Raw genomic sequence first — 21,769 nt, 5'->3', positions numbered from 1 at the left:
CGCAACCGCTTAGCAAGGAAAAAGCCATGAGCGACGAAAACGATTCTTACACGGAAGTCACAAGCACCAGTTGGTTTTCCCGCCTCGGAGATTCCTTCAAGGGGATCGGAACAGGTTTCCTCCTGATCATCGCAGCCACGGCCCTGCTGTGGTGGAACGAAGGCCGCACCGTGCGCACGGGCGATGCCATCGTCGAGGCCCAGCTGGCGACGGAGCCCATGCCCGCCATCACCAAGGTCGACAGCGCCTTCGAGGGCAAGATGGTGTATGCCACGGGTCGTGCCGTCACGAAGGACGAGCTGACCGACCCGGTGTTCGGCGTCAAGGTGAACGCCATCAAGCTGCGCCGCAAGGTGGAATACTACCAGTGGGTGGAGCACCGCAGATCGGAAAAGCGCCAGAAGCTGGGCGGCGGGGAAGAGACCGTCACCACCTACACCTACTCGAGGGAATGGGTGAACCACCCTGTGGATTCCCAGTCCTTCAAGCAGATGGTGGGCCACGAGAACAAGACCCGCATCCAGACTGAAGCCGCGGACTGGCTCGCCCCCAACGTGACCTTCGGCGCCTACCGCTTCCCTGCCTTCCTGGCCCGCTCCATCGGCGGTGAGAAGCCTCTGGACATTTCCCTCACCGATACCCAGCGCGCCGAACTGCAGAAGGCTTTCTTTGCTCCCAATGCCAGCCTGGATGCATCCCAGGTGGTGGGCCAGCAGGGTGCCAGCATGATCCACACCCAGACCAACACCATCTATGTGGGCCGTGAGCCCGGTGCCCCGTCCATCGGTGACGTGCGCGTGACCTTCTTCGAGACCCCGGCTGCCGAGGTCTCCATCCTCGCCAAGGTGAACGGCGATACCTTCGTTCCCTTCCGTGCATCCAACGGCAACACCTTCTCCCGCCTCAGCATGGGCATACAGGACATGAACAGCATGTTCGACGCCGCCAAGAGCGGCAATGCCACCATGGCCTGGATCCTGCGCGGCCTGGGCCTTGTACTGTGCGTCACCGGTTTCGGCATGGTCTTCGCCCCCCTCAAGGTCCTCGCCGACGTCATCCCCCTGCTGGGCAGCATCGTGGGCGCCGGTACGGGCCTGGTGGCGGGTCTGCTGGGCACCGCCTGGTCGATGGTCATCATCGCCATCGCCTGGATCCGTTTCCGTCCCGTGCTGGGTGCCTGCCTGCTGGGCGCGGCGCTCGTCCTGGTGATCCTGCTGTTCGTCAAGGGACGCATGAAGAAGTCCGCCCCCACCGCCCCGGCCCAAGATCCCTCGGAACCGGCTCCGCGCTCCTGACGGAGTCGCCCCCTCAACCCCAAGGAGCAAGACATGAAGAAGCTCATCCTGGCACTCTTTGTCCTGCACGCCTTCTGTGCGACGGCATGGGCAATGGAGCTCAAGTGGGACAGGTACTACGTGTATTGCACCGCCAGCGGCAGGCCTGAGGTCGGCAACGGCAACCAGGTCTCGAACTACCTGAGGAGCTTCGGGAACAATCCTTCCGTCGACCTGATCACCTATCCCGGTTTCAAGGACAAGGCCAAGGCCGACGCTTATGCCCGCTCCCTGCGCGGCAGATGCCCGAAGAAGTGATGCCGTCCCCGGTGGCGGCCCGCCCTCACCCCCCAAAGACATTTGGACAACGCATTCCATAAAAAAGCAGGAGGAAGCCCTATGTCCGTAAAGAACATCCTTTGCACCATGTTGGCCCTGGGCCTGAGCGTCTCGGCGGCCTACGCGGCGCCTTCCGTCAACCGTTCCGGCTCTTCCGTCATCGTGAAAGAATCCCTTACCGATGAAGGCCTCAGCCAGGCCAGGGAGATAGCCGGCAGCATCAAGACGCCGGAGTTCAAGCTCGAGGGCGTCAAGGATGCGGACCTGGCCAAGTTCTGCCAGGCCTTCCCCAATGCCAGCCGCCTCAGCGTCAAGGGTGGCCTCACGAGCATCGCTCCTGTGGCAGGGCTCAAGAACCTGACCTATTTTGAGCTGGAAGCCAACAAGGTGACGGATATGTCGCCTCTGGCCAACCTCACACAGCTGACCAGGATCAGCCTGAAGAGCGAGAAGATGGGCCCCGACCTCAAGTGGATGACGGGCCTGACCGCCCTCAGGGAGATCGAGATCAACGCCGGCAGCGCCCTGACCTCCTTTGAAGGCTTCCCCGCCCTGAAGGGCGATCCCCGCGTGGCCCTCAACGGTGCCTCTCCGGCCGACCTTTCGCCGCTCAAGTCCCTGGGCAGCTCCAAGCTCGAACTGAGATACTGCACCATCCAGGACCTGTCGCCTCTGGCCAGTATGCCCAACCTGCGCGAACTGAGCCTCTATGGCGCCACTGTGAAGGACTTCAGCCCCCTGGCCAAGTGCGCGAAGCTGAAGCAGCTCTCCTACTATGCCGTCAAGGATGCCGACTTCTCCACCCTGGCCGCGCTGAAGCAGGTCACCGAGCTCGATGGCGGTCTCACCAAGCTGGACAACATTGCCTTTGTGGCCGAACTTCCTGCCCTGCGTGAGTTCGACATGTTCGCCGAATACGTGACCGACTACTCCCCCCTGGGTGCTTCCAAGGTGGAGAAGCTCCAGATCTGGAACATGCGTGCTCCCGACTGCGACCTGAGCGGTGTGGCCAAGGCCAAGACCCTGAAGGACCTCCGGCTCTGGGGGGTGAACGGCGCCACCAATTCCGCCGCCCTGGCCAACCTGACGGAACTGCAGAAGTTCACCATCGCTTCGTCCTACAATGAAAAGAAGGGCGATCCCTTCGACATGGCCGCCGCCAAGGGCTGGGGCAAGCTGAAGGAAATGAGCATCAGCGGTACCAAGGTCGTGAACTCGGGCGAGATGGCCGGCTGCACCTCCCTGACCAAGCTGACCCTGATCCGGGTCAACAAGGAAGGCGAACCCTTCAGCCTGGCCGGCGTGGCCAAGATGCCCGGCCTGAAGAGCATTACGATCAATGACAGCCAGATCGCCAACTTCGAGGCCCTGGCCGGCTGCACCGAGCTCACCACCTTTGAGATGAAGAAGGCTACGGGCGTCACCAGCCTGGCTCCCCTCAAGTCCCTGCCCAACCTGAAGCGAGTGGTCGTCTCCAAGGGCGCCTTCCCTGAGGCCGAACTGGGCGGCTTTGCCCAGACCGTGAAGGTCGAACAGCGCTAAACCTCAGCAAGGGGCCGCAAGCGACAGGCCTGCGGCCTCTTGCCGGTCCAGTAACCAACAAGGTCTCCAGCCTTCCCCGGGGAGGACACCCATGCCGTATCTGTCCCATCACGTGGCAACAGTCTGCACAGCGCTCCTGTTCCTTGCCCTGTCTCTGGTGCAGGGGGGCTGTTCACCCGCGCGGCATGCCTCCCCGGCGGAAGGCGCTCTTTCCCTGACCATCCTGCATACCAACGACACCCATTCCCACATTGCGGGCATCAACAAGTACGGTAATGCCTGCTTCGATGACACGGATTGCCGCGGCGGGCTGGCCCGCATCGCCACCGCCATCCGCACGGCCAAGTCCCGGAGCGACAACATCATCGCCCTGGATGCGGGCGACCAGTTCCAGGGGACCCTTTTCTACAGCGTGAACAAGTGGCCCATGCTGGCCGAGCTGGATCAGCACATGCCCTACGACGCCATGACCCTGGGCAACCACGAATTCGACGAAGGCTGTCTGGAGCTGACGCGCTTTCTGGCGGCCCTCTCCTTTCCCGTGCTGGCAGCCAACCTGAAGCCTGCAAAGGGCTGCCCCATGCTCAAGGGCAACTATGCTCCCTACACCCTGCTCACGGTACGCGGGCAGAAGGTGGCCGTGGTGGGCATAGCCAACAACGAGGTGGTGAGCCTGGCCGCCGCCTGCCCCCGCACATTTTTCGAGGATACGGCTGCCTGCCTGCAAAGGACGGTCAAGGATCTGGAAGCGCAGGGCGTGAAGCACATCATCGCCCTCACCCATATCGGCCTGTCCGAAGACAGAAAGCTGGCCCGCAGCGTGGACGGCGTGGACATCATCGTGGGCGGCCACAGCCACAGCTATCTGGGCCCTGATTCCGAAGAAGGCCCTTACCCCATTATCGAGCGTTCCCCCTCGGGGCAGCCTGTACTGGTGGTCACTGCCAAGCGTGCCGCGCAGTATCTGGGCGAACTCAATGTCATTTTTGACGCACAGGGCGTTCCTCTCCGCTGGAACGGTGGCGCACGGGAGCTTGCTGCCCCGAAACCGCGCGATGCAGAAACAAGCGCTCTGGTGCAGAAGTATGCCACCAGCCTGGACGAATTCCGCAACCACAAGGTGGGCAGCCACCATCTTTCCCTGCCTGACGGCATAGACGCCTGCCGGGAGGACGACTGTCTGGGGGGCAGCCTCATCGCTGACGCCATGCTGGAATACGCCCGCCCCTTTGGCGGCCAGGTGGCCCTGTGCAATGGCGGCAGCGTGCGTGCTGCCCTGCCCGCGGGCGATATTTCCCGGGGCGACCTGCTCAGCGTCATCCCCTTCGGCAATACGCTGGTGATGCGCGAGATCACGGGAGAACGACTGCTGGCAGCTCTTGAACACGGCGTTTCCGAAGAAGGCGGCCAGGGCCCGCGCCTGCTGCACACCGCGGGCCTGCGCTATGTGGTCGACGCCGCGCGTCCGGCGGGTTCCCGCATCGTCAGGGCGGAGATCCTGGACGAAAAGGACACGGCCACGCCTCTCGATCTCAAGGCCCGCTACGTGATCGTCACCATCGAGTACCTGGCGCGCGGCGGGGACGCGTATGCGATGCTCAAGGACAGCAAGGTGATCCCTTCGCCCGAACCCATCGATATCACGGTGGTGGAAGACTACCTGAAGAAGCACTCGCCCCTGCCCCAGCCCAAGGCTGAGCGCATCATCCGCCAGTAGGCGTGCCTAGGAAACAGCGGGCAGCGGATCTGGCCGCACCGGTAACGCAACGATCCCGACAGGCTCTCCAAAGGAGGATCTTCATGAACAGCGCACAGAGCATGCCCCCCAACCTGCCCATGCTGGGTTTCCCGGAGTCCGTTGTCCGCTGCATCAGGAAGTACGCCACTTTCCGCGGACGCGCCACGCGGGCGGAATACTGGTGGTTCTCCCTGTTCAATACCCTCCTCGGCATGGTGGTCTACGCCGCTGTCCAGCACCTTATGGGCACGGAGGCAGCGGACGGGGCAGCAAGCATCGTCCAGCTCGTGCTCTTCCTGCCCATGCTTGCCGTGGGTGTGCGGCGTCTGCACGACATCGACTTCCGCGGCTGGTGGATGCTGCTGGGCCTGACCGTCGTGGGCATCATCCCCCTGATCATCTTTTTCTGCCTGCCCGGCAAGGCCGCGCCCAACCGCTTCGGCGCCCGTGAATACGGGGCACAGGCGGGCATGACGCCGGAACAGCAGGCAGTACAGCAGCCTGGACCAGTCGCGCAGACAGCGCGGACCGCGCCGGAAACGCAGGTCGTGCCGACGCCGCAGCCTGGAACAGTGCCCCAGACGGAAGCGGAAACGCAGGCCGCACCTGAACAGCAAGTGGCAGCGGCAGCGCAGACAGCGATAGAGACACCGCCTGAAGCGGTGACGCCGCCAGCGACGGAAAAGCCGGCGGAAAAGGGCGAGACGCGCCTCACGAGCCTGCTCCTGTGCCTGTGCTGTCTGGCGGGTCTGCTCCTTGCCACGCCGTCGGCCGGGATCGCAGCCGACGCGGACCAGCCTGCTTCCGTGGCCTCGAACCCGGACACACCGGAAGCCACACCCGGCTCCTCCCCCACGTCCGGTGCTTCTCCCGCCCCCTCCTCCCCTGCCTCCGGGCAGGGCATGGAACAGGGCATACAGGAAGCCTTCGGCGGCCTCATCTCCATCATGGGGGAAGCCCTCGGCGGTATGACGAAGGGTATGCAGGAAGGTGCGCGTGATATGCAGGCCCAGCTGGACGGCTCGGACGGCACGCGGCTCATCTCCAACAGCAAAGACCTCGCGACCCTGACCGAAACGCGAGTCCTCAAGGCTGAACAACAGGAAGACCGCTCCTGGCGCATCATTCTGGCCGTCAAAAACCCGCAGGAGTTCCCCGTGCGTCTGACCGGGCTTACGGAGAAACAGCAGGTTCTTCTGCTGGATCAGGAAAATTTTGTCTACGAGCAAACCCCCGTCGGAGAACGCCTTATGACAGTACCGGAACGGGCCGCACAAAAGCTGACATTCTTTTTCCCTGAACTGGATGGTTCCACGCCCAAAAACATACGGCTGTACGGCATGGATTTTGCCGTGCCTCACCCCATCGAGGTCCGTACCATATCCCAATAAACAACCGGCAGACCACATGGGAGGCTCCCTTATGTCAGTCCGTCTGTTCCCTTACTGTTTTGTTCTGCTTCTGGCAGCATTCGCTCTGGGCGTGCCCGGCACCGCAGCGGCAACCACTGAATTCCTAGTCCTCAATGACTATGCGCAGGCCTGGGCAGACAAACAGGAATGGGTATATGAAGGTATGCAGGAAAGCGATGAGCCTGTTCCTCACAGGGAAGGCGATGCATGGAATCAAGAGGACAGCTCAGGTCTCACGGTTCTTGATTATGCCCTGTTAGGTGCTTCAGCACAGGAACTTGGTGCTGTTCAGTCTATGGTCCAGCTTGGTGCGCGCCCAGGCACCGGAAAAGCGGAAGCGTATCTCGGCCCGACTCTGAATCTGGCCAGACTGGCTGTTCGCAAGGCTCCTTTGGAGGAATGGCGCAGCACCATAAACTTTGGCGGAACGAACAAAATACTACCGAACGGTTTCACCCCCCTGCTGTGGGCGGCCGTGTTCCAGCCGGATGCATCGGTACTGCACGCGCTGATAAAAGGCGGAGCAGATCCGAAGAAGGGACTGCCCGAAGAGGCCGGAGGACAGAACATTCTGCACATTGTTGCTGAACAGGGATGGGATCCTCAGGCTGTCCATATCCTCATCGATGCAGGTCTGGATGTCGATGCCGTGACCAATCCCCAGATGATGGGGGAAACTCCCTTCATGTTGGCCGTCCGCAGAAACCAGAACCCGCAAGTTATCAAGGCCCTGCAGGAAAGAGGCGCAGATACGGAAGTCCGGGACAGCCAGGGACAGCGTGCATGGGAAGGGTTATGGCCCGAGCGTGAAGCCTGGCTGAAGGATGCCGGTCTGGGCTGGCTGTGGGACAATGCTGCGCGGCAAAAGCGGGCGAAGAGAGAACGTTCTGGTGGACAAGCTGCATCAGGTATTGCCCCCCCCAATCCCGCTTCCACCAGCGTTGAAGGGCAGACGCAGAATGCGCTCATGGACACGAATGCTCCGGGCATTCAAGCCCCGCTTGTCAGCAACGCCATGCCGGACGAGAGCATGTCTGTACAGGCTCTGATTACGGACAGCGACAGGATGGGAACCAACGTGCGCGATGCTCCCTCCGGCAAAATCATCGCTACCATCCCCTTCCCGGTCAATAACGAGCTGCCCGATGATGAGAAGCTGACGCGGCGTGTAGTCACACTTCTGGAAGAGCGGAAAGGTTGGTTCAAGGTTCTCTACTATGGCGACAAGCAAGGCTGGATGCACAAAAGCGTGCTGGGTGCCTATGCCTGCGCAACCGAGGATGGGGATGCCCGCCTGAAAGCCAACCCCGATTACAATGCCCCTAAGGTGGCCATCCTGCCCACGGATACGCCCCTGCGTCTTCTGAGTGTGCGCGGCGCTTGGCTCAAGGTCTCCTGCACCACCAAGACGGGGCGAAACGTCAGCGGCTGGCTGCCGCCGGAATGTGTATGGGCAAATCCCTATCGGCATGAATGGCGCTGAAAGCCCGATAACACTCTAAGCAAGAGGCAAGAATGCATCTCTCCCTGTTCTCACTGGTGCCGGCCTTTTTTCTTCTTTTCCTGCCTTCGCCCTGTTCAGCCAAAAATTTGGATAGTGTGCGTTCCTTCTCCTACGTTGTTTCCGGCATGATGGCACCTCAATCTTTCCATGTATGGACGACCAGAGACGGCAAAGTCATGATGCAGGTGAACTACAAAGAAAAAAAATATCGCCGGGAAGCCAATGGCTGGGTGCTGGAACACTTATCTATTCTTGCCGCACACCACAACATTATTGCCTGGACCAATCATCGGGACAAACCACTTCCCGATGGCATATATGCATTGGATGAAGGATCCTATTCACTAAATGTCCTGTGGGATTCGGGACAGAATCTATCCATCTCCGGTCGGACTCTGCCGCAAGGCTCCCAGGCTTTTATCTCGGATCTTATGGATTTGTGGGAAAAAACTGTACAGCGCTATCCCTATGAACCTCCAAAGGAAGTACATTCTGACAAGATCCGCTTTTTCTCATTTCATGAACACTTGGAACAAAACGAAAACACATGGCTGATGCTATGCGCCCAGGATTTATCTTCTCAGGTAAACGTCCGGATCTGCCGTGGGAACATAGCTGGCAACAAGGAATATTACAAGACTGCCCCCCTCTTTCTGCAAAAGCTGAATGGACTAATCAAGCGGCACAAGCCAAACCTCTGGAACGATAAGGCCAAGGCCGCACAAATGGATAATGATGCAACGGCCGTCCCTTACGTGACTTTTTATGTGGAGTATTATCCAGAGCAAGATGATGCACCGGATAATGAATACTATATTCACAATTATGGAGATGCAACACCTATGGAGATTATTGATGTTGTGTTTAATCCTACTGAATATCAAGGATATATACATTTTAAGAAGGAACTCCTCGCGCTATTTGAAAACGTAATGCAGAGCAAGAAATACCGTTATGGAGAATAGGAGGGAAATATGATGAAAACGAGCCTGATTCCTGCCCTTGTGGCACTCATGATCACTTTGGGCATGATGAACACAGCCTATGCGACATCACAGACCGGCCTGCCCGCGCCCCTGTCTGTAAGGGAAGCCCCGGATCTCCTGAACAAGCTGACCGTTGGGGCGTATGAGCTGACCGTCACCTCCAATCAGGACTACACTGTCAAGCTGCTTGTCGCAGCCCAAAAAACTCTGAGGAACTTCAGCATCATAGCCATTGAGTATGTGCCCAACAAGGATCCCAATGATACGACCATCAGATTCAAAAAGACAAAGATGCTTTATACCCTGCCACTGTTCAGTCCGGACAAGCCCCTCTATGCTCTTGTCGAAATGATAGGCAGCATACCCAATATCGGGTTTTCCTATGCAGCGGAGGATGGTACAACCCCTGTTTTTTCCCTGAATTACAACGGAAATGACGGCTCTCTGCACCTGTATCCCGTGAACATCGTGAATGAAGAAATGGAGTAGACATTATGATTACTGTCATCATCATAGTAGGTATTGCCCTAACGATCGCCATAAGCCTCATTCTGCTCTATAACGGCATGGTGAATGGAAAAAATATGGTGGATGAGGCCTGGAGCGGCATCGGTGTACAGCTTAAGCGCCGTCATGACCTGATTCCCTCGCTGGTCAGTGCCGTCAAGGGCTACATGACCCACGAGCAGGATACGCTCACCAAAATCGCCGAGCTGCGCGCCCAGGCTGTTTCCGCCTCTTCTTCCGGCTCGCTGTCGTCCATCGCAAATGCGGAAAATCAGCTGATGGGAGCCTTGCGTTCCCTGTTTGCCGTATCGGAAAACTATCCCGATCTGCGCGCCAGCGAAAACTTCATGCAGCTCCAAGAACAGCTTGCCCTGCTGGAAGATGAGATCCAGCTGTCCCGCCGCTACTACAACGGCACAGCCCGCGACCAGAATAATCGTGTGCTGCAGTTTCCCGGCAATCTGGTGGCTCGCGCCTTCGGCTTCGGCAAGATAGAATATTTTGAACTGGCCGATCCCGCAGAAGCGACTGTGCCGGAAGTGAAGTTTTAAGACATGTGTCGCGTCATTTTGCTTCTTCTATGGGCGGTGATGCTCCCCCCAGCAGTCGTAGCACTCGGGGCGGAAACTCCTCTCTCTTCCGCCCCATCCCCGGACATGCCTTCCTGCTTTGCCCTTATCCAGGTGGCTCCCGACGGAGAGTTAACCATTATCGAGCGGCTGAAGGGCTTTGGTCCTTCCGTGGAACGTCCTCTGAGCAGTGGGGCAAAGATCTACGGCAGTCTCGCCCCCTTCGTACAGGAATCGGATATGGAGCTGGTGTCAGTCACAGCCGATGGCAAGCCCGTCACTCCCAACGTGTATGTGAAGGAAAAAGACAATAGCCGCCACGTGCGTCTTATAGCCCAGGACAAAAGCCTGTCCGTGCACGAATATACCCTGAAGTACAAGGCTAGAGACAGGATTCTTTTTCTCTCCAACGTGGATAGACTGGACTGGGATATCTGGGGCACAAGTCGGCACAATAGTAGCCCCCTTAGGCTTTCCTGCGCCATAGCCCTGCCGAAAGGAGCGATCGTCAGCAAGCAATGGTCCCGGCTGGGGCATACAACCATGGGGCACAGACCCGTCACCCAATGGATCAACAAGGATGGGGTGGCCTTCTTCCGAGGTGAAGAGCCCATGATGGATACTGAACACTTTGTCGTTTCCGTGGAATGGAACAAAGGCGTCGTCACCTCCGATGGGTCAGAAGAAACGCTCTCCACCGTCAAAAGCACCCTGTGGGGCGTCTTTGCCCTGCTCCTGCTCCTGTGCGGCGGGATCTGGTTCAAGTTCGGCAAGAACCCGCGCCCCAAGGTCTCCATCCCGCTTTTCTATCCGCCCCTTGGTCCGGACGGCAAAACGCTCTCTCCGGCAGCCGTGGCCTATATCCGCGAGGCGGCCATGCTGACCTCTCGCGGTTTTTCCGCGCTCCTGCTGAACTTGGCGACCCAGAAAATGGTGGATATGACTGGCACAGGCAGTCGCACGGATCCCTATGTCCTGCGGACAAGCAGTGAGATCATGAAGCGGACCTCCATAGACAGTTACGGCACCGAAAACAGGAATACCGGCCCAAAAGGAGATGAAAGCAGCCAGCACAAACGCCGCATCTGGGAAGACCTCCTGAAGCGGGGTCGTGGTTTCGACATGGCAGAGCGACGCTGCCTACGGAAGCTCTTTCCCACCCGCCCGCCCCAGCCTCTTGAAGTGGGCAGGAAAAACGCCTGGAAGGTGGCCGAGGCCCGCTCCACATCCTACGAGGCCCTCGCTTCCCAGTACCGCGACATGTGGCAAATAAACGGGAACCTGGTCAGCCTGATGTTCATCCTTTGTTATGGCGGGGCACTCCTGGCTCAGGGTGCCCTCTGGCTCAATTTTGGTGCTGAGGACATCCCTGCAGTCCTGGCCGCCTTCAGCCTGACGCTCGGCCTCACCTTCTTGACCCATCGTAGCACACAGTATGCAGTCAGCATCCTGGTCCGCTGGCAGGAAATGGGTTACCTCAACCTGCTCCTTCTGGGAGTCTATATACTGCTCGTGCCCGTCATGCTGGTGTATGACGTCATCCTCGACGAAAGCATGTCGGACTTTGCCCTTTACCCGTTCATGCGCAGCTGGAGTGCGCTGCGCCCCCTGCTCTGGCTGGGATTGATGGGCTATCTCCTCTGGCTGACCCGAAGCATTACGGAAGTATTCTTAGTCCCCTTAAAGATTCTGGGCTTCCTTTTGCTTTTCTTTGTGGTGGGAGGGACACTCTTCTGGGCCAACAGTTTTATGGGCAGCGGCAATCTGGCCTTTATGGGCATTCTGCTTCTGCCTATGGTCTTCATGCCTCTCATGAAGCGACCTGCCCCCAAGGCCGCGCAGATTCTGGCGGAGATCGAAGGTCTTGCCCTGTATCTGGGGACTGCAGAAGCATCGCGTCTCAACACCTTTAATCCGCCGGACCGGACACCGGAAGAATTCCACCGTTTCATGCCCTACGCTGTGGCGCTGGGACTGGAAAAGGCTTGGGGGGCACAATTCGCCACCTCTCTGGCGGATCTGCAGTTCCGCGGCAGTTCCCTGCAGAGGCTGGCCGAATACGAGCACCGCATGCAGGGGAGATAGCACTGTTTGGCACATGACGTATGACCGATTCTGGCGAGGATATCGTGATGGATACCAGTCCAGGCATGAAAAAAGGAAACATGGGGCTGTGTCACAGACAAGAGTGACATTCGCAATAAAGTTCCAGGGAATAGTGAAACCACGCTATCCTGAAATCGGATTATCTGACACGTCACCAGACTTGATGACATAAAAACAAATCCCGCTTTTATGCGATGGAATAATACCCCCTTACAGGAGTGAATGAACATGAAAGCCAACATGGCATTGCCTGCAATAGCCCTGCTGCTTTGTTTAATCATAGGCAACTCAAGCGTTAGCCTGGCAGGTGATTCCGGTGAAGAACGTACTATCCCTGTCATAGAATGGGGATGCTGGTCGTGTAATAAACGAGTTTTTACGTTTACTCCTGACAGTCTCGACGGAAAGATCATCCAGCACAAGGATCCCAATTATCAGCAATCAAAGTGGATTATACTAAAGACCAGAAGTCCCATAAAAAAATGCGAAAAAATGTTTGATGGGGCACACATTTTTGACAAAAAAAGAGAATTCATGACTTCCGGATATACCATTATGACACAGGCCGACAGTTTTGTGGTCATAAAAGGAGGTTCGGCCATCAAGGCACAGATCAACAAGGTTCAATGTGTGGGGTGCCAAAAAGGTGCCTATGCCTTTGCAGGTGACGATCTGGACCAATGGGGGGTTTTATCCATGAGCGAAGTGCCTGCCGTCTTTGCCATGAAATCCGGATCCAAGATAGGAACCTGTGGTAAAATAAGGCTCCCTTATGGAGGCTCTTTCTTAGGACCTCACTTGTTTGATCTAAAAGGAACTGTTTCCATGTCGTCAGATACTGTTTCACAAAATTTTGGCTCCTTTCTGTGCTCAGATTGATAGCCATACTTGCAGGAAAAACGTATGAGAACACAACTTTTTTTAATCATGTCCCTGCTTATCATGGGCATGTGCCTGGATCCGTATTGCATCTCGGCCAAACCATTAAAAGAAAAGAATACTGTTGCCTCAGCGAAAGGTCTTCCATCAACCTATGCAGACTTTAAAGAGCGCTGCCATACTGTCGCCGTCACCCCTGAAGGGGCTGTCAAAATGTATTTTGACGCCGTATTCTGCTACCTTGATCCCAATCGCCGGACGGAAGCATCCAAGATGCTGCGCTATATTATGCACGCCGATGCCAACTGGGAAGGGAACCAGCGGCATGTCACCTTCCTGCGCCGCCTGAAGGATCCCTCCCTGCACTATATCTTCAGGAGCTTCGCGGCGGGGACCAGCCCCGAGAACGGTTACCGCATGTCTCCCGATGCTTACCGGCTGGTCTTTACCAGAAAGGACCGGCAGCAGGATTATACCCGCGTGTTCCTGCGTTCGTCCGGGGCCGACTCGGACCGCCGGGTCTGGGTCAAGCAGTATCCTGACGGATTCTGGTACGTCATCAACAATGCGGACACGTACGCCAAGGTCCGTGACCCTGCGGTCTCTGGCATGGGCAACAGCCATGATGCCGATTTCGACGTCACCGCGCCGGCGCCCCAAGCCCCGCCTGCGGAAGTCTCCGCTCCTGTGGCAACACGACCGGAACCTGCGGAAAGCGTTGCTCCACCGGAGGCACAGCCGCAGTCTTCGGAACGTTCCGCTGCGCCGGTACGACCGGCACCTGCAGAGACTGCCGGCCCTTCGGCAGCACAGCCGCAGCCTGCGGAAAATGCCTCTTCTGCGACGGTACAGCCACAGTCCGTGGAAGCTACCTTGCCTCCGGTGGCCCCGCCTGCGGAAGGCGGCGAGGCGGAGATGTCCACCTGGTAGCATGGGCAAAAGGAGATAACGATGAAGAAGACCTGGCTCGTCCCGTGCTGCGCGCTGGGCATGCTCCTGTACGCGGGCACGGCCCACGCCGCTTTCTGGCAGATCCTGCGGGATACCCCCGTACGCGCCGATGCGACCGTTGGTGCCAAAGTTCTGGGTACGGCCAAAAAGGGCTGGATCGTGAGTGACATGACCGGGGATGGTTCCAGCCCGCAGTGGATCAGGATGGTGGAGTTCCAGACGAAGTCTGGCGAAGGCATGGCCTATGCCCACTTTCTGTACAAGGTCCCGGATGCCTACATCAGCGCCGCGGACGTGGTGCAGGTGGCTGACGGGGACGGGACTCCCCTGCAGCAGGCCGGGGCCGCATCCACCGCAACTGCTGTGGCGGCACAGGGCGTGCGCGTGGAGCGCATGGTCGCGCCCCAGGTCACGGCTATGGCCTGCAACGGCGCCGTGGACGAAGCCGCCCTGAAAACGGCCCTGGATGCCTGGATAGAGGCATGCAATGCCGTCCTCGGCAGACTGGAAAGCATGGCGCCCGACGAGGCGGCCAGGGGGATGCTGGCCTGGACAGATGAGGCCCCCTTTGATCCCGCGAGCATCGGGGACATGGACAAAAGCATGGAGGCTCTCCTTGGCCGTTGGATGAGTGCCCGGTACGGCCATCCCCAGACCCCGCTGGGCGCCGATGACCAGAAGGTGCTGGCCCTGTTAGCCGCGTATGGACTGGTCCCGCAGATGGCCGAAGGCATCACCTTCTTCGCGGCCGACGTGAGCGCCCTGCGCAAGAGGGTCAGCTTCGAGCCTCCGGTGGCCGCCTATAGCGACTATATGTCCCTGCGGGACAGCCAGCCGTCCGTCCTGTTCACTGATGGCGGTTGCCGCTATCCCGTGAAGGAGATGGGCACCTGGGCCGTGCAGTGGGAACGCTACCTGAACACGGTGCCTGCCGACAGCGTGTATTTCAAAGAAGGCAAAAAGCGGTACCTGGAATTCATGACCCACATCCTGTTCAGCGACCTGCCCAACACGCCGGCCTTCCCTCGCTACAACAAGAACAGGATGGAAAAGACGTGGATGGCGGCGTTGCAGAGCGTGGCTCTGGAGAACCCCGGTACACAAACGTCCACCCTGATCACGGAATTCCTTGGCAAGATCAAGGCCAACGACAACAGGCTTTCCGCCGCATATGGAGAAGCCCTTTGGAACAAGATGCGCTCACCGTCCTTTCCCCGGACGAAATAGGCAAGGAGGACAAAGATGAGGATCCTTACCCATATGATGTTGGGCATGGCCATGCTGTGCATGCTCTGCGTAACCAGTGTCCAGGCGGCCCAGCAGAAAGAAAAGGTCCTGCTGGATACGGATATGGTCGAAATGTTCGATGACGGGGTCGCCCTCATCATGCTGGCCAATGCGCCGGGCATCGACCTGCTGGGCGTGACCTGCGTCACCGGCAACAGCTGGGTACAGGAGGGCGTGGCCTACAGCCTGCGCCATCTGGAGATCGAAGGACGCAACATCCCTGTGGTGGAGGGCATGCGCTACCCCCTGCGCCCGCAGCGGCACGAGCTTTTCGAGATGGAGCGTACCCAGTTCGGCATGGGGCATGACGCCTGGCTGGGCTCGCTGGGCCGTCCGGAACCCGCCAGCTGGCAGGACTTCTATAAGCAGCAGTACGGCAGGGAAGCGCAGTTCGAGCCGCTGAACACGCATGCCGTCAATTTCATCATCGACACCATCCGGGCCAATCCCCATGAAGTGACCATCGCCGCCATCGGTCCCTGCACGAACCTAGCCGCCGCCATCCGCATGGCTCCGGACATCGTGCCCCTGGTCAAGCGCGTGGTCTACATGGGCGGCAGCTTCTTCCAGCCCGGCAACGTGACCCCGGCGGCGGAATTCAACTGGTGGATAGACCCCGAAGCCGCCCAGATCACCGTGCGCTCCCCCTTCAAGGAGCAGATCGTGTTCGGTCTGGACGTGTGCGAAAAGGTGGTCTTCCGCAAGGCCCATTATGACCGTTTTCTTGCCAGCCTTGGCAAGAGCCCCCAGGCCGATATCCTGAAGAAGACCTTTGTGGGGCAGACCTTCGCCAAGGACGCCAACTTCACCCACTTCGTCTGGGACGTGCTGGTGGCTGCCGCCATCATCGATCCCGGCATCATCACTGCGGAAAAGACATGCGCCATCGACGTCAACACCCAGTACGGCCTGTCCTACGGGCAGTCCCTGGCTTTCCCAAAGTTCGCCGCCTCCGGCTGCGCCAAGGCCCGTATCGTGACTGATATCGATCAGGAACGTTTCTGGAACATGGTCAACGACAAGACGTACTGGAAGTCCGCCCGCTGATGCTCCTCCCCATGGTCAGGCAGGCGAAGCCCTCTGTGACAGTTCCATAACATCCCTCACGCCCACCAACGCGATAGTCCTGGAGGAATGAAGACATGAAAAAGCCCCTCTTCGCCTGTCTGGCCTTACTTTGCGGTATGCTCCTGTGCGCATGCGTCCCCACGCTTCCCCATTCGTCCAGGTATGCCGCGCTTCTCGATCCCCTCATGAACAGCGGCAGGACGACATCCATTGACGCCCCGGCGGGACTGCCCGCGAACTTCAGCGAGTTCAAGTCGCGTTGCCAGTCCGTTGCCCGGAGCCCTGAGGGTGCTGTCAAAATGTATTTTGACGCCGTCTTCTGCTACCTCGAGCCCGGTCGCCGGACGGAAGCCTCCAAGATGCTGCGCTACATCATGCACGCTGATGCCGGCTGGGAAAGCAGCCAGAGGTACGTGACCTTCGCACGCCGTCTGAAGGACCCCGCCAGCCACTACATCTTCAGGAGTTTCGCCGCGGGAACGAGTCCCGAAAACGGCTACCGCATGTCGCCCGAAAATTACTCGCTGGTCTTTTCCGGCACATCCCAGGAAGCCGACTATGTCCGGGTCTTCCTGATCTCGTCCGGCTCCGACAGCCGCCGCATCGTCTGGGTCAAGCAGTACCAGGACGGGCTCTGGTACGTCATCAACAACGCGGACACCTATCTGAAGGTACGCGACCCTGCCAGCTCCCGTCCTGACAACAGTCATGATGCGGATTATGACAACAGGCGATGAAACAGGAGGCGATATCACGGCATGTCCTTCCTGACGGATCATGTCCCATGATATCGCCTCTGCGTTTCCTCTGTGCTGATGGATGGTTACCCTGCCCTCCGGCATCGATGGCAGCGGGAGAACAAGGCCCAAGATGTTTTCCCCGGAAAGCCGCATGGCTTCCAGCTCAGTCCTGCAGGATCTCCGCCAGACCGTTCCGCTTCAGCCAGGATATGCGCCCTGCGGGCAGACCGTCCCCGGCCCGGTTGCCGTCCATGTCGCACAGGCCCGGGTCCGCGCCCTGCTGCAGCAGCAGGCGAATGACCTTCGCATCAGGGCTGACGTTGCGCACGGCGAACATCAGGGGACTGTACGCACCGAAGTCCTTCCCGGTCTGCCCATTGACGGGCAATCCCACGGACAGCAGGAAGCGGATGGACTCGGGACTGCCCTGCCCCGAACAGGCCACATGCAGGGCATTGGACAGGCTGTCATCGACCGCCCGTACGTCAGCCCCCCGCTCCGCCAGCAGGCGCAGCAGGCCCAGGCCATCCGCCCGGCGCGCCGCGAACAGGAAGGCCGAGCAGCCGACCCCGTTGCGCATGTCCACATCGGCACCATGACGGACAAGGGTTTCCGCCACAGAAGGATTGGCGTTGGCCCGGCAGGCCAGCATCAGGGCGCTGTCACCCAGCATGGACGAACGGCTGTTCACATCAAGCCCCTGGCGCAGCAGAAAGCTGATCATCTCCGGGTTCCTGTTATGCTCGGCCGCCAGCAAAAGCGCATTGTCCCCCAGTCGGGCGTCGCCCCCCGGCAGAACTTGTCGGGGGTTGGCCCCGGCCTTCACCAGGGCTTCCAGAACGGCCGGATTAGGGCAGAGTGCCGCAGCCCACAAAAAGGCGGTAAAGCCATTGGGCATGGTGGAATCCGCCTTGCCTCCGGCCTGTAATGCGGCCTCCAGTTGACTGAGGGGTGCCTGGGTGGCAAGCAGGCGCGCCAGTGTCAGGGCCGGATCGGCCAGGCCGGGACCGGGGCGGGCTCCGTGCCGCAGCAAGAGCTCCACCATGCCCGGTGCGCTGAACGCATTTCCATGCGCCAGCGCCATATCCAGGGGGGTATGGCCATGGCTGTCCGTCACATCGAGCCTGACGCCCGACTGCAATGCCTCTTGCAACGCGGAGGGATCGTTCTCAAGGATGGCGGCTATGATGGCGGATCCTTCGCCACTCCAGGCCGGGCAACTCCAGAAAGACAGGCTGAAAAGCAGCACCATTCCAAACATCATAAATCTTTTTTGCATGGGAACCTCCATTAGTCGGGAGCGACATGGCAAGAGTATGGCCCACCACCCCGAAGAACGCATCCTTACCAAAATGACGTCGCAAAAAAATTTTCATGAGGCTTGCAACGTCTTTCTCATTGTCGTGATGAGATCATCTTTTTTCAATGATGAGACATTTAAAAAAAAACAGGACAAATCCATCATCAGGATGATGCAAAAAAAAGACGCCTTGCTAAGGTTGGGGCAGGCAAAAAATTTTGCTCCAGTCTACCGAACAAGAGCATGTCGAAGTCTATCGTTTGACGTACGGTCATTGCCGCTTCGCTGGAGGCAGAGAACAAGCATGATGGAGGACAATATGAAACTCGGGAAATGGGCACTGGGTCTTTGTCTGCTGGGAAGTCTGTTCTTGCAGTCGCACGCCCTAGCACAAGCAAGCCCGGCAAGCAAAGGCAAAGCATCTGTTTTTTCTTTTGAGAATACTCGCCTCGGAGGCTTTTATCAGGATGATAAGAATGGTCCCCTATGGCTTGCCGCTGATATGCTGGACGGTTACCCAGCTTTTGCTCAGCTTTTGCAGCAAAATCAAAAAGACACTTCCCGTGGATTGCAGCTCGCCTCTTCTTGGAGAGCCATGCCTCGTCCCGTCCAGTCCTATCTCGGTGATCCCACACCTGTGCATCAGTATCTAACCCAAAAGGGGGTAGAGAATCCCCAGCCCCAGCTGGAGCAGGCCTATAGAGTGGATCTGGACGGGGATGGACAGGAAGAGCTGCTTATTGTGTCCCAGAATATGGTACCGGCACGGAGTCAGGGGGTGAGCTGGCAACTCGATGTTCCGCTTTTTGCGAAAAATCCTGCCCTCCCGCAAAATCCCCAAAAAGGTCAGCATTCCGTGGTCATGCTGCATGATGCCAACGGCTGGCATCTGCTGACCCAATATGTGGCTCTGAAGGACGTTGAGGCAACATGGGCCGCTCCCCGTGTCCACAAGATTCTGAACTTCGCGGATCTGGACGGGGATGGCAGCATGGAAATCCTTATGGCGGAGTATACGGCTGAATCCGTCGGCTATGCTGTATACCACTATACCTTTATTCAGGATACCAATCAGGACGTCATCACGAGGAGTACACTGAGACAGTTTTTTGCCGTGACACCCAATGAAGTGGCCCAGTTCCACATCAGTGGACGGCTGATCAGGCCTGTCAGCTATGAAGACGCCTACGGTTATCAGCTGCAGCTGGAGAACGGCATTATTCTTGATGTGGCCATGGGGCAGGACGTCCTGCCCGAATTTGCGGAAGCCAGCCCCAATTGTCTCGTGGAGATGGACTGTACGCTAGAACACTGGTCGGACGGCAAAATTTCCTCGTATGACTATTTCTATGTGCCGAATTCTGGTAAAATTGTGGCTCCGGCTGACATTTTGATGGGGCAGGAGGGACCTGTGGCACAAACGTCCTCCACGCTCATCAACACAGTGGAAGAATTGGCCCCCGGCTTCAAGACCTGCGTCTCGCACAGCTCTTCCACTCTGGAAATGCGTGAGTGCAACGCCAATGCCATCAAGTATTGGCAAAACAGACTGGACAAAGAACTGAGTCACGCCAGAATGATGTGCAGGCAAGCCGATCGGCCTGATTCCTGCCTGGAACACCTGAACAAATCGCAGGAAGCCTGGCAGAACTATGTGGATATGATGGCGGCTTACTACGAAGAAGTAAACGGCGGCAGCGTGGGGGTGCTTGAGCAGGGGTATTTTCGGGCTGAAGCCATCAAGGCTCAGGTCCGTATTCTTGAATAATCAGGGATTCTATTTATAAAGACAGTTTACATCCTTACCAGTCTTTTGTGGCTGTTTAATCTCTATGCAAGATCAAAGTACAGCCCACAATTAATATAGAAATATTTACGATAAGGTCAATGAACATATTTGTACATGATGAATCATATATATAACGACTAGAGAACTTGGCATTGAATAATGCATCTACATTCATGACTGTCTATATAGCAGGAGGTTTCTATGCGGTTCTTCATCCTCTTTATACTATGCCTTTTTACGTATAGTCAGGCTGCAGCTGTTGAAGTGGCAAGCTCAAAAAGCGAGCTACAGGAAATGGGGATCGAAATTCAGCTTCTGAGCAGCATTGAAGGTCTGCCGTCCTGCAAAATCGGGGGAGCCTTTAATGCGGATATCGGCAAGTGGCTGCGCCTTGTGCGTGATGGAGAAGCTTTTGCACAAACCTGTGTGTATGAAGATTGGAATATTTCTCTCACGCAGACCAGCGGCCTTTCCTTCTATCAGGTGGAGTCTTCTCAAGATGGCAAAAAGCTACTCTCCCTGCTCTCTGACCAGGGCACAACGCTGCATATTTTCCATACCAGCGGCCCCGGCCTGAAGGAGCACCGCCCGCTGGACGGAAAACTACTTTTTCTCTGGGAAGACGAAAACGGCTATTCCTACGAAACTCTTGTGGGAAAAAACGAAATTCATACCAGTAGCGAGGCGATCGGGGAACATCACTGGACGGATCTCAGGCTGGAAGAGGTGGAATACCTAGGTCTAAATGGAAAGGGAATGGCGCTTATCGGATACGGACATCTGTTTCGGACAAGGGATGGGCAGGTGCTGGACTTAATGGGCAATTGCTTTGGGGGGAACTCAAACGAACAGTGCTGGCATTGGCTGAAAAGCTTCCAAAACAAGCCGCTCCGTATCCTGTGGGGAGAGTTTGCCTTTGGTGCGGGAGGAGGCCCCACCCTTTACGAGGCCATGCCCGGCTTGGCCGAGGTCGCCGGAGCCGCCCCACACTACAGTAACAAACGCTTCGGTTTTTCTCTCTCCTGGCTGCCGGGGAATTACAACGTACAGGAAGCCGATAACGGAGACGGCGTAACGGTGCGTGACAATAAAGGCTTCACCATGCTTGCCTATGGAACATATGGCTATATGGCCATGGGACAGAAAATGGAGGATGTGCTGATCGAACTCTCTCACGGGCTGGATGTTACCTACAGACGAATCAACGACGAAAGGAGCTGGTTTGTAGTCTCAGGCTTTGCGGGTGAAGATATTGTCTATATCAAGTGCTTTTTAAGAAATGATGCAGCCTGTATTGTCCGCATGAGCTACCCGAAGCATAAGGCAGAATTCTACGCCCCCCAAGTGGAAAAAGTGATGCAGAGCTTCAAATTCAACTATAGTACAGTCTAAAAATGTCTGAAGCTATTTTACCATGCGGACATTACTGACTGTCATATTGCTTTCGATTTTTATCTATGCTGCACCCCTCACTGCAAGCGAAAAAAGTGAAGAAAAGTTGCACTTGTTCTCATTCCAGTCCGGCGGGTATGGAACGCCCCAGAGCCATCCATATCTGGCGGGATGATAATAGACAGATACTGCTGGAAGTGGAGGGAGATAAAAACTACCGCACCAGAGTAGATAGAAAAGTTTTGGAAGCCTTTACCAACCTTGTACGTCAGCATCCTTTAGAGGATGTCCGGCATGTTTTTTGATTTTAGAGCGTGTTTGGAAACTTCAGCTTTTATAGTTACAAGAAGGCATGTGGACAAAAAAAGACTGTGCGCGGCAGCAAA

18 protein-coding genes are annotated in these 21,769 nt (G+C 57.4%); 17 read left to right on the top strand and 1 reads right to left on the bottom strand.

Annotation, left to right across the window (positions count from 1 at the left end; all coding sequences use genetic code 11):
• Nucleotides 1-26: 26 nt before the first annotated feature.
• The 15 genes from HF854_RS08890 (at nt 27) to HF854_RS08820 (ending at nt 16,899) form a co-directional block, all read left to right on the top strand.
• Nucleotides 27-1,295: a TMEM43 family protein gene (locus tag HF854_RS08890; RefSeq protein ID WP_168935961.1), complete on the top strand. Its 1,269-nt coding sequence runs from the start codon at nt 27-29 to the stop codon at nt 1,293-1,295.
• Nucleotides 1,296-1,328: 33 nt separating this feature from the next.
• Nucleotides 1,329-1,592 carry a hypothetical protein gene (locus HF854_RS08885; RefSeq protein ID WP_087353077.1) on the top strand — a complete coding sequence of 88 codons (264 nt, stop codon included), beginning with the start codon at nt 1,329-1,331 and terminating at the stop codon, nt 1,590-1,592.
• Between the two features lie 81 nt (nt 1,593-1,673).
• A complete protein-coding gene (locus HF854_RS08880) occupies nt 1,674-3,155 on the top strand; it encodes a leucine-rich repeat domain-containing protein (protein WP_168935960.1) in 1,482 nt (493 codons plus the stop codon).
• 91 nt (nt 3,156-3,246) lie between these two features.
• A complete protein-coding gene (locus tag HF854_RS08875) occupies nt 3,247-4,872 on the top strand; it encodes a bifunctional metallophosphatase/5'-nucleotidase (RefSeq protein ID WP_168935959.1) in 1,626 nt (541 codons plus the stop codon).
• 83 nt (nt 4,873-4,955) lie between these two features.
• Nucleotides 4,956-6,284 carry a DUF805 domain-containing protein gene (locus HF854_RS08870; protein WP_205906079.1) on the top strand — a complete coding sequence of 443 codons (1,329 nt, stop codon included), beginning with the start codon at nt 4,956-4,958 and terminating at the stop codon, nt 6,282-6,284.
• Between the two features lie 31 nt (nt 6,285-6,315).
• On the top strand, nt 6,316-7,788 hold the full coding sequence (locus HF854_RS08865; RefSeq protein ID WP_168935958.1) for an ankyrin repeat domain-containing protein: 1,473 nt from the start codon (nt 6,316-6,318) through the stop codon (nt 7,786-7,788).
• Between the two features lie 32 nt (nt 7,789-7,820).
• Nucleotides 7,821-8,774, top strand: a complete 954-nt coding sequence (locus tag HF854_RS08860; protein WP_168935957.1) for a hypothetical protein — start codon at nt 7,821-7,823, stop codon at nt 8,772-8,774.
• 9 nt (nt 8,775-8,783) lie between these two features.
• On the top strand, nt 8,784-9,284 hold the full coding sequence (locus HF854_RS08855) for a hypothetical protein (RefSeq protein ID WP_087353085.1): 501 nt from the start codon (nt 8,784-8,786) through the stop codon (nt 9,282-9,284).
• 5 nt (nt 9,285-9,289) lie between these two features.
• The gene (locus HF854_RS08850) at nt 9,290-9,853 is read left to right on the top strand and encodes a LemA family protein (protein WP_168935956.1); all 564 of its coding nucleotides are present in this window, start codon (nt 9,290-9,292) and stop codon (nt 9,851-9,853) included.
• 105 nt (nt 9,854-9,958) lie between these two features.
• Complete coding sequence (locus HF854_RS08845) at nt 9,959-11,956, top strand: DUF2207 family protein (RefSeq protein ID WP_168935955.1); 1,998 nt, start codon at nt 9,959-9,961, stop codon at nt 11,954-11,956.
• 249 nt (nt 11,957-12,205) lie between these two features.
• Nucleotides 12,206-12,856 (top strand): hypothetical protein, encoded by a 651-nt coding sequence (locus HF854_RS08840; RefSeq protein WP_168935954.1) that lies wholly within the window; start codon nt 12,206-12,208, stop codon nt 12,854-12,856.
• Nucleotides 12,857-12,880: 24 nt separating this feature from the next.
• Nucleotides 12,881-13,786: a DUF6935 domain-containing protein gene (locus HF854_RS08835; protein WP_430392468.1), complete on the top strand. Its 906-nt coding sequence runs from the start codon at nt 12,881-12,883 to the stop codon at nt 13,784-13,786.
• A 21-nt stretch (nt 13,787-13,807) separates the two neighbouring features.
• Nucleotides 13,808-15,034 (top strand): hypothetical protein, encoded by a 1,227-nt coding sequence (locus HF854_RS08830; RefSeq protein ID WP_168935952.1) that lies wholly within the window; start codon nt 13,808-13,810, stop codon nt 15,032-15,034.
• 15 nt (nt 15,035-15,049) lie between these two features.
• On the top strand, nt 15,050-16,141 hold the full coding sequence (locus tag HF854_RS08825; protein ID WP_087353098.1) for a nucleoside hydrolase: 1,092 nt from the start codon (nt 15,050-15,052) through the stop codon (nt 16,139-16,141).
• Between the two features lie 95 nt (nt 16,142-16,236).
• Complete coding sequence (locus HF854_RS08820; protein ID WP_087353100.1) at nt 16,237-16,899, top strand: DUF6935 domain-containing protein; 663 nt, start codon at nt 16,237-16,239, stop codon at nt 16,897-16,899.
• Between the two features lie 166 nt (nt 16,900-17,065).
• Here the strand turns inward: HF854_RS08820 and HF854_RS08815 are convergent, their stop codons facing one another.
• Nucleotides 17,066-18,181 (bottom strand): ankyrin repeat domain-containing protein, encoded by a 1,116-nt coding sequence (locus tag HF854_RS08815; RefSeq protein ID WP_168935951.1) that lies wholly within the window; start codon nt 18,179-18,181, stop codon nt 17,066-17,068.
• Nucleotides 18,182-18,218: 37 nt separating this feature from the next.
• Here HF854_RS08815 and HF854_RS08810 point away from each other — a divergent pair, with 37 nt between their 5' ends.
• Complete coding sequence (locus HF854_RS08810; protein WP_168935950.1) at nt 18,219-19,970, top strand: lysozyme inhibitor LprI family protein; 1,752 nt, start codon at nt 18,219-18,221, stop codon at nt 19,968-19,970.
• Nucleotides 19,971-20,192: 222 nt separating this feature from the next.
• Nucleotides 20,193-21,383 (top strand): hypothetical protein, encoded by a 1,191-nt coding sequence (locus HF854_RS08805; protein ID WP_168935949.1) that lies wholly within the window; start codon nt 20,193-20,195, stop codon nt 21,381-21,383.
• Nucleotides 21,384-21,769: the final 386 nt, after the last annotated feature.

The sequence above is a fragment of the Desulfovibrio piger genome, from assembly GCF_012843875.1.
In the GTDB taxonomy this organism is placed as follows: Bacteria; Desulfobacterota; Desulfovibrionia; order Desulfovibrionales; family Desulfovibrionaceae; genus Desulfovibrio.
This window is presented reverse-complemented; position numbering and strand designations above follow the sequence as displayed.

Coding starts and splice junctions, on each gene's coding strand:
- HF854_RS08890 (WP_168935961.1), top strand. CDS start 27: ATGAGCGACGAAAACGATTCTTACACGGAAGTCACAAGCACCAGTTGG.
- HF854_RS08885 (WP_087353077.1), top strand. CDS start 1,329: ATGAAGAAGCTCATCCTGGCACTCTTTGTCCTGCACGCCTTCTGTGCG.
- HF854_RS08880 (WP_168935960.1), top strand. CDS start 1,674: ATGTCCGTAAAGAACATCCTTTGCACCATGTTGGCCCTGGGCCTGAGC.
- HF854_RS08875 (WP_168935959.1), top strand. CDS start 3,247: ATGCCGTATCTGTCCCATCACGTGGCAACAGTCTGCACAGCGCTCCTG.
- HF854_RS08870 (WP_205906079.1), top strand. CDS start 4,956: ATGAACAGCGCACAGAGCATGCCCCCCAACCTGCCCATGCTGGGTTTC.
- HF854_RS08865 (WP_168935958.1), top strand. CDS start 6,316: ATGTCAGTCCGTCTGTTCCCTTACTGTTTTGTTCTGCTTCTGGCAGCA.
- HF854_RS08860 (WP_168935957.1), top strand. CDS start 7,821: ATGCATCTCTCCCTGTTCTCACTGGTGCCGGCCTTTTTTCTTCTTTTC.
- HF854_RS08855 (WP_087353085.1), top strand. CDS start 8,784: ATGATGAAAACGAGCCTGATTCCTGCCCTTGTGGCACTCATGATCACT.
- HF854_RS08850 (WP_168935956.1), top strand. CDS start 9,290: ATGATTACTGTCATCATCATAGTAGGTATTGCCCTAACGATCGCCATA.
- HF854_RS08845 (WP_168935955.1), top strand. CDS start 9,959: ATGCCTTCCTGCTTTGCCCTTATCCAGGTGGCTCCCGACGGAGAGTTA.
- HF854_RS08840 (WP_168935954.1), top strand. CDS start 12,206: ATGAAAGCCAACATGGCATTGCCTGCAATAGCCCTGCTGCTTTGTTTA.
- HF854_RS08835 (WP_430392468.1), top strand. CDS start 12,881: ATGAGAACACAACTTTTTTTAATCATGTCCCTGCTTATCATGGGCATG.
- HF854_RS08830 (WP_168935952.1), top strand. CDS start 13,808: ATGAAGAAGACCTGGCTCGTCCCGTGCTGCGCGCTGGGCATGCTCCTG.
- HF854_RS08825 (WP_087353098.1), top strand. CDS start 15,050: ATGAGGATCCTTACCCATATGATGTTGGGCATGGCCATGCTGTGCATG.
- HF854_RS08820 (WP_087353100.1), top strand. CDS start 16,237: ATGAAAAAGCCCCTCTTCGCCTGTCTGGCCTTACTTTGCGGTATGCTC.
- HF854_RS08815 (WP_168935951.1), bottom strand. CDS start 18,181: ATGCAAAAAAGATTTATGATGTTTGGAATGGTGCTGCTTTTCAGCCTG.
- HF854_RS08810 (WP_168935950.1), top strand. CDS start 18,219: ATGGCCCACCACCCCGAAGAACGCATCCTTACCAAAATGACGTCGCAA.
- HF854_RS08805 (WP_168935949.1), top strand. CDS start 20,193: ATGCGGTTCTTCATCCTCTTTATACTATGCCTTTTTACGTATAGTCAG.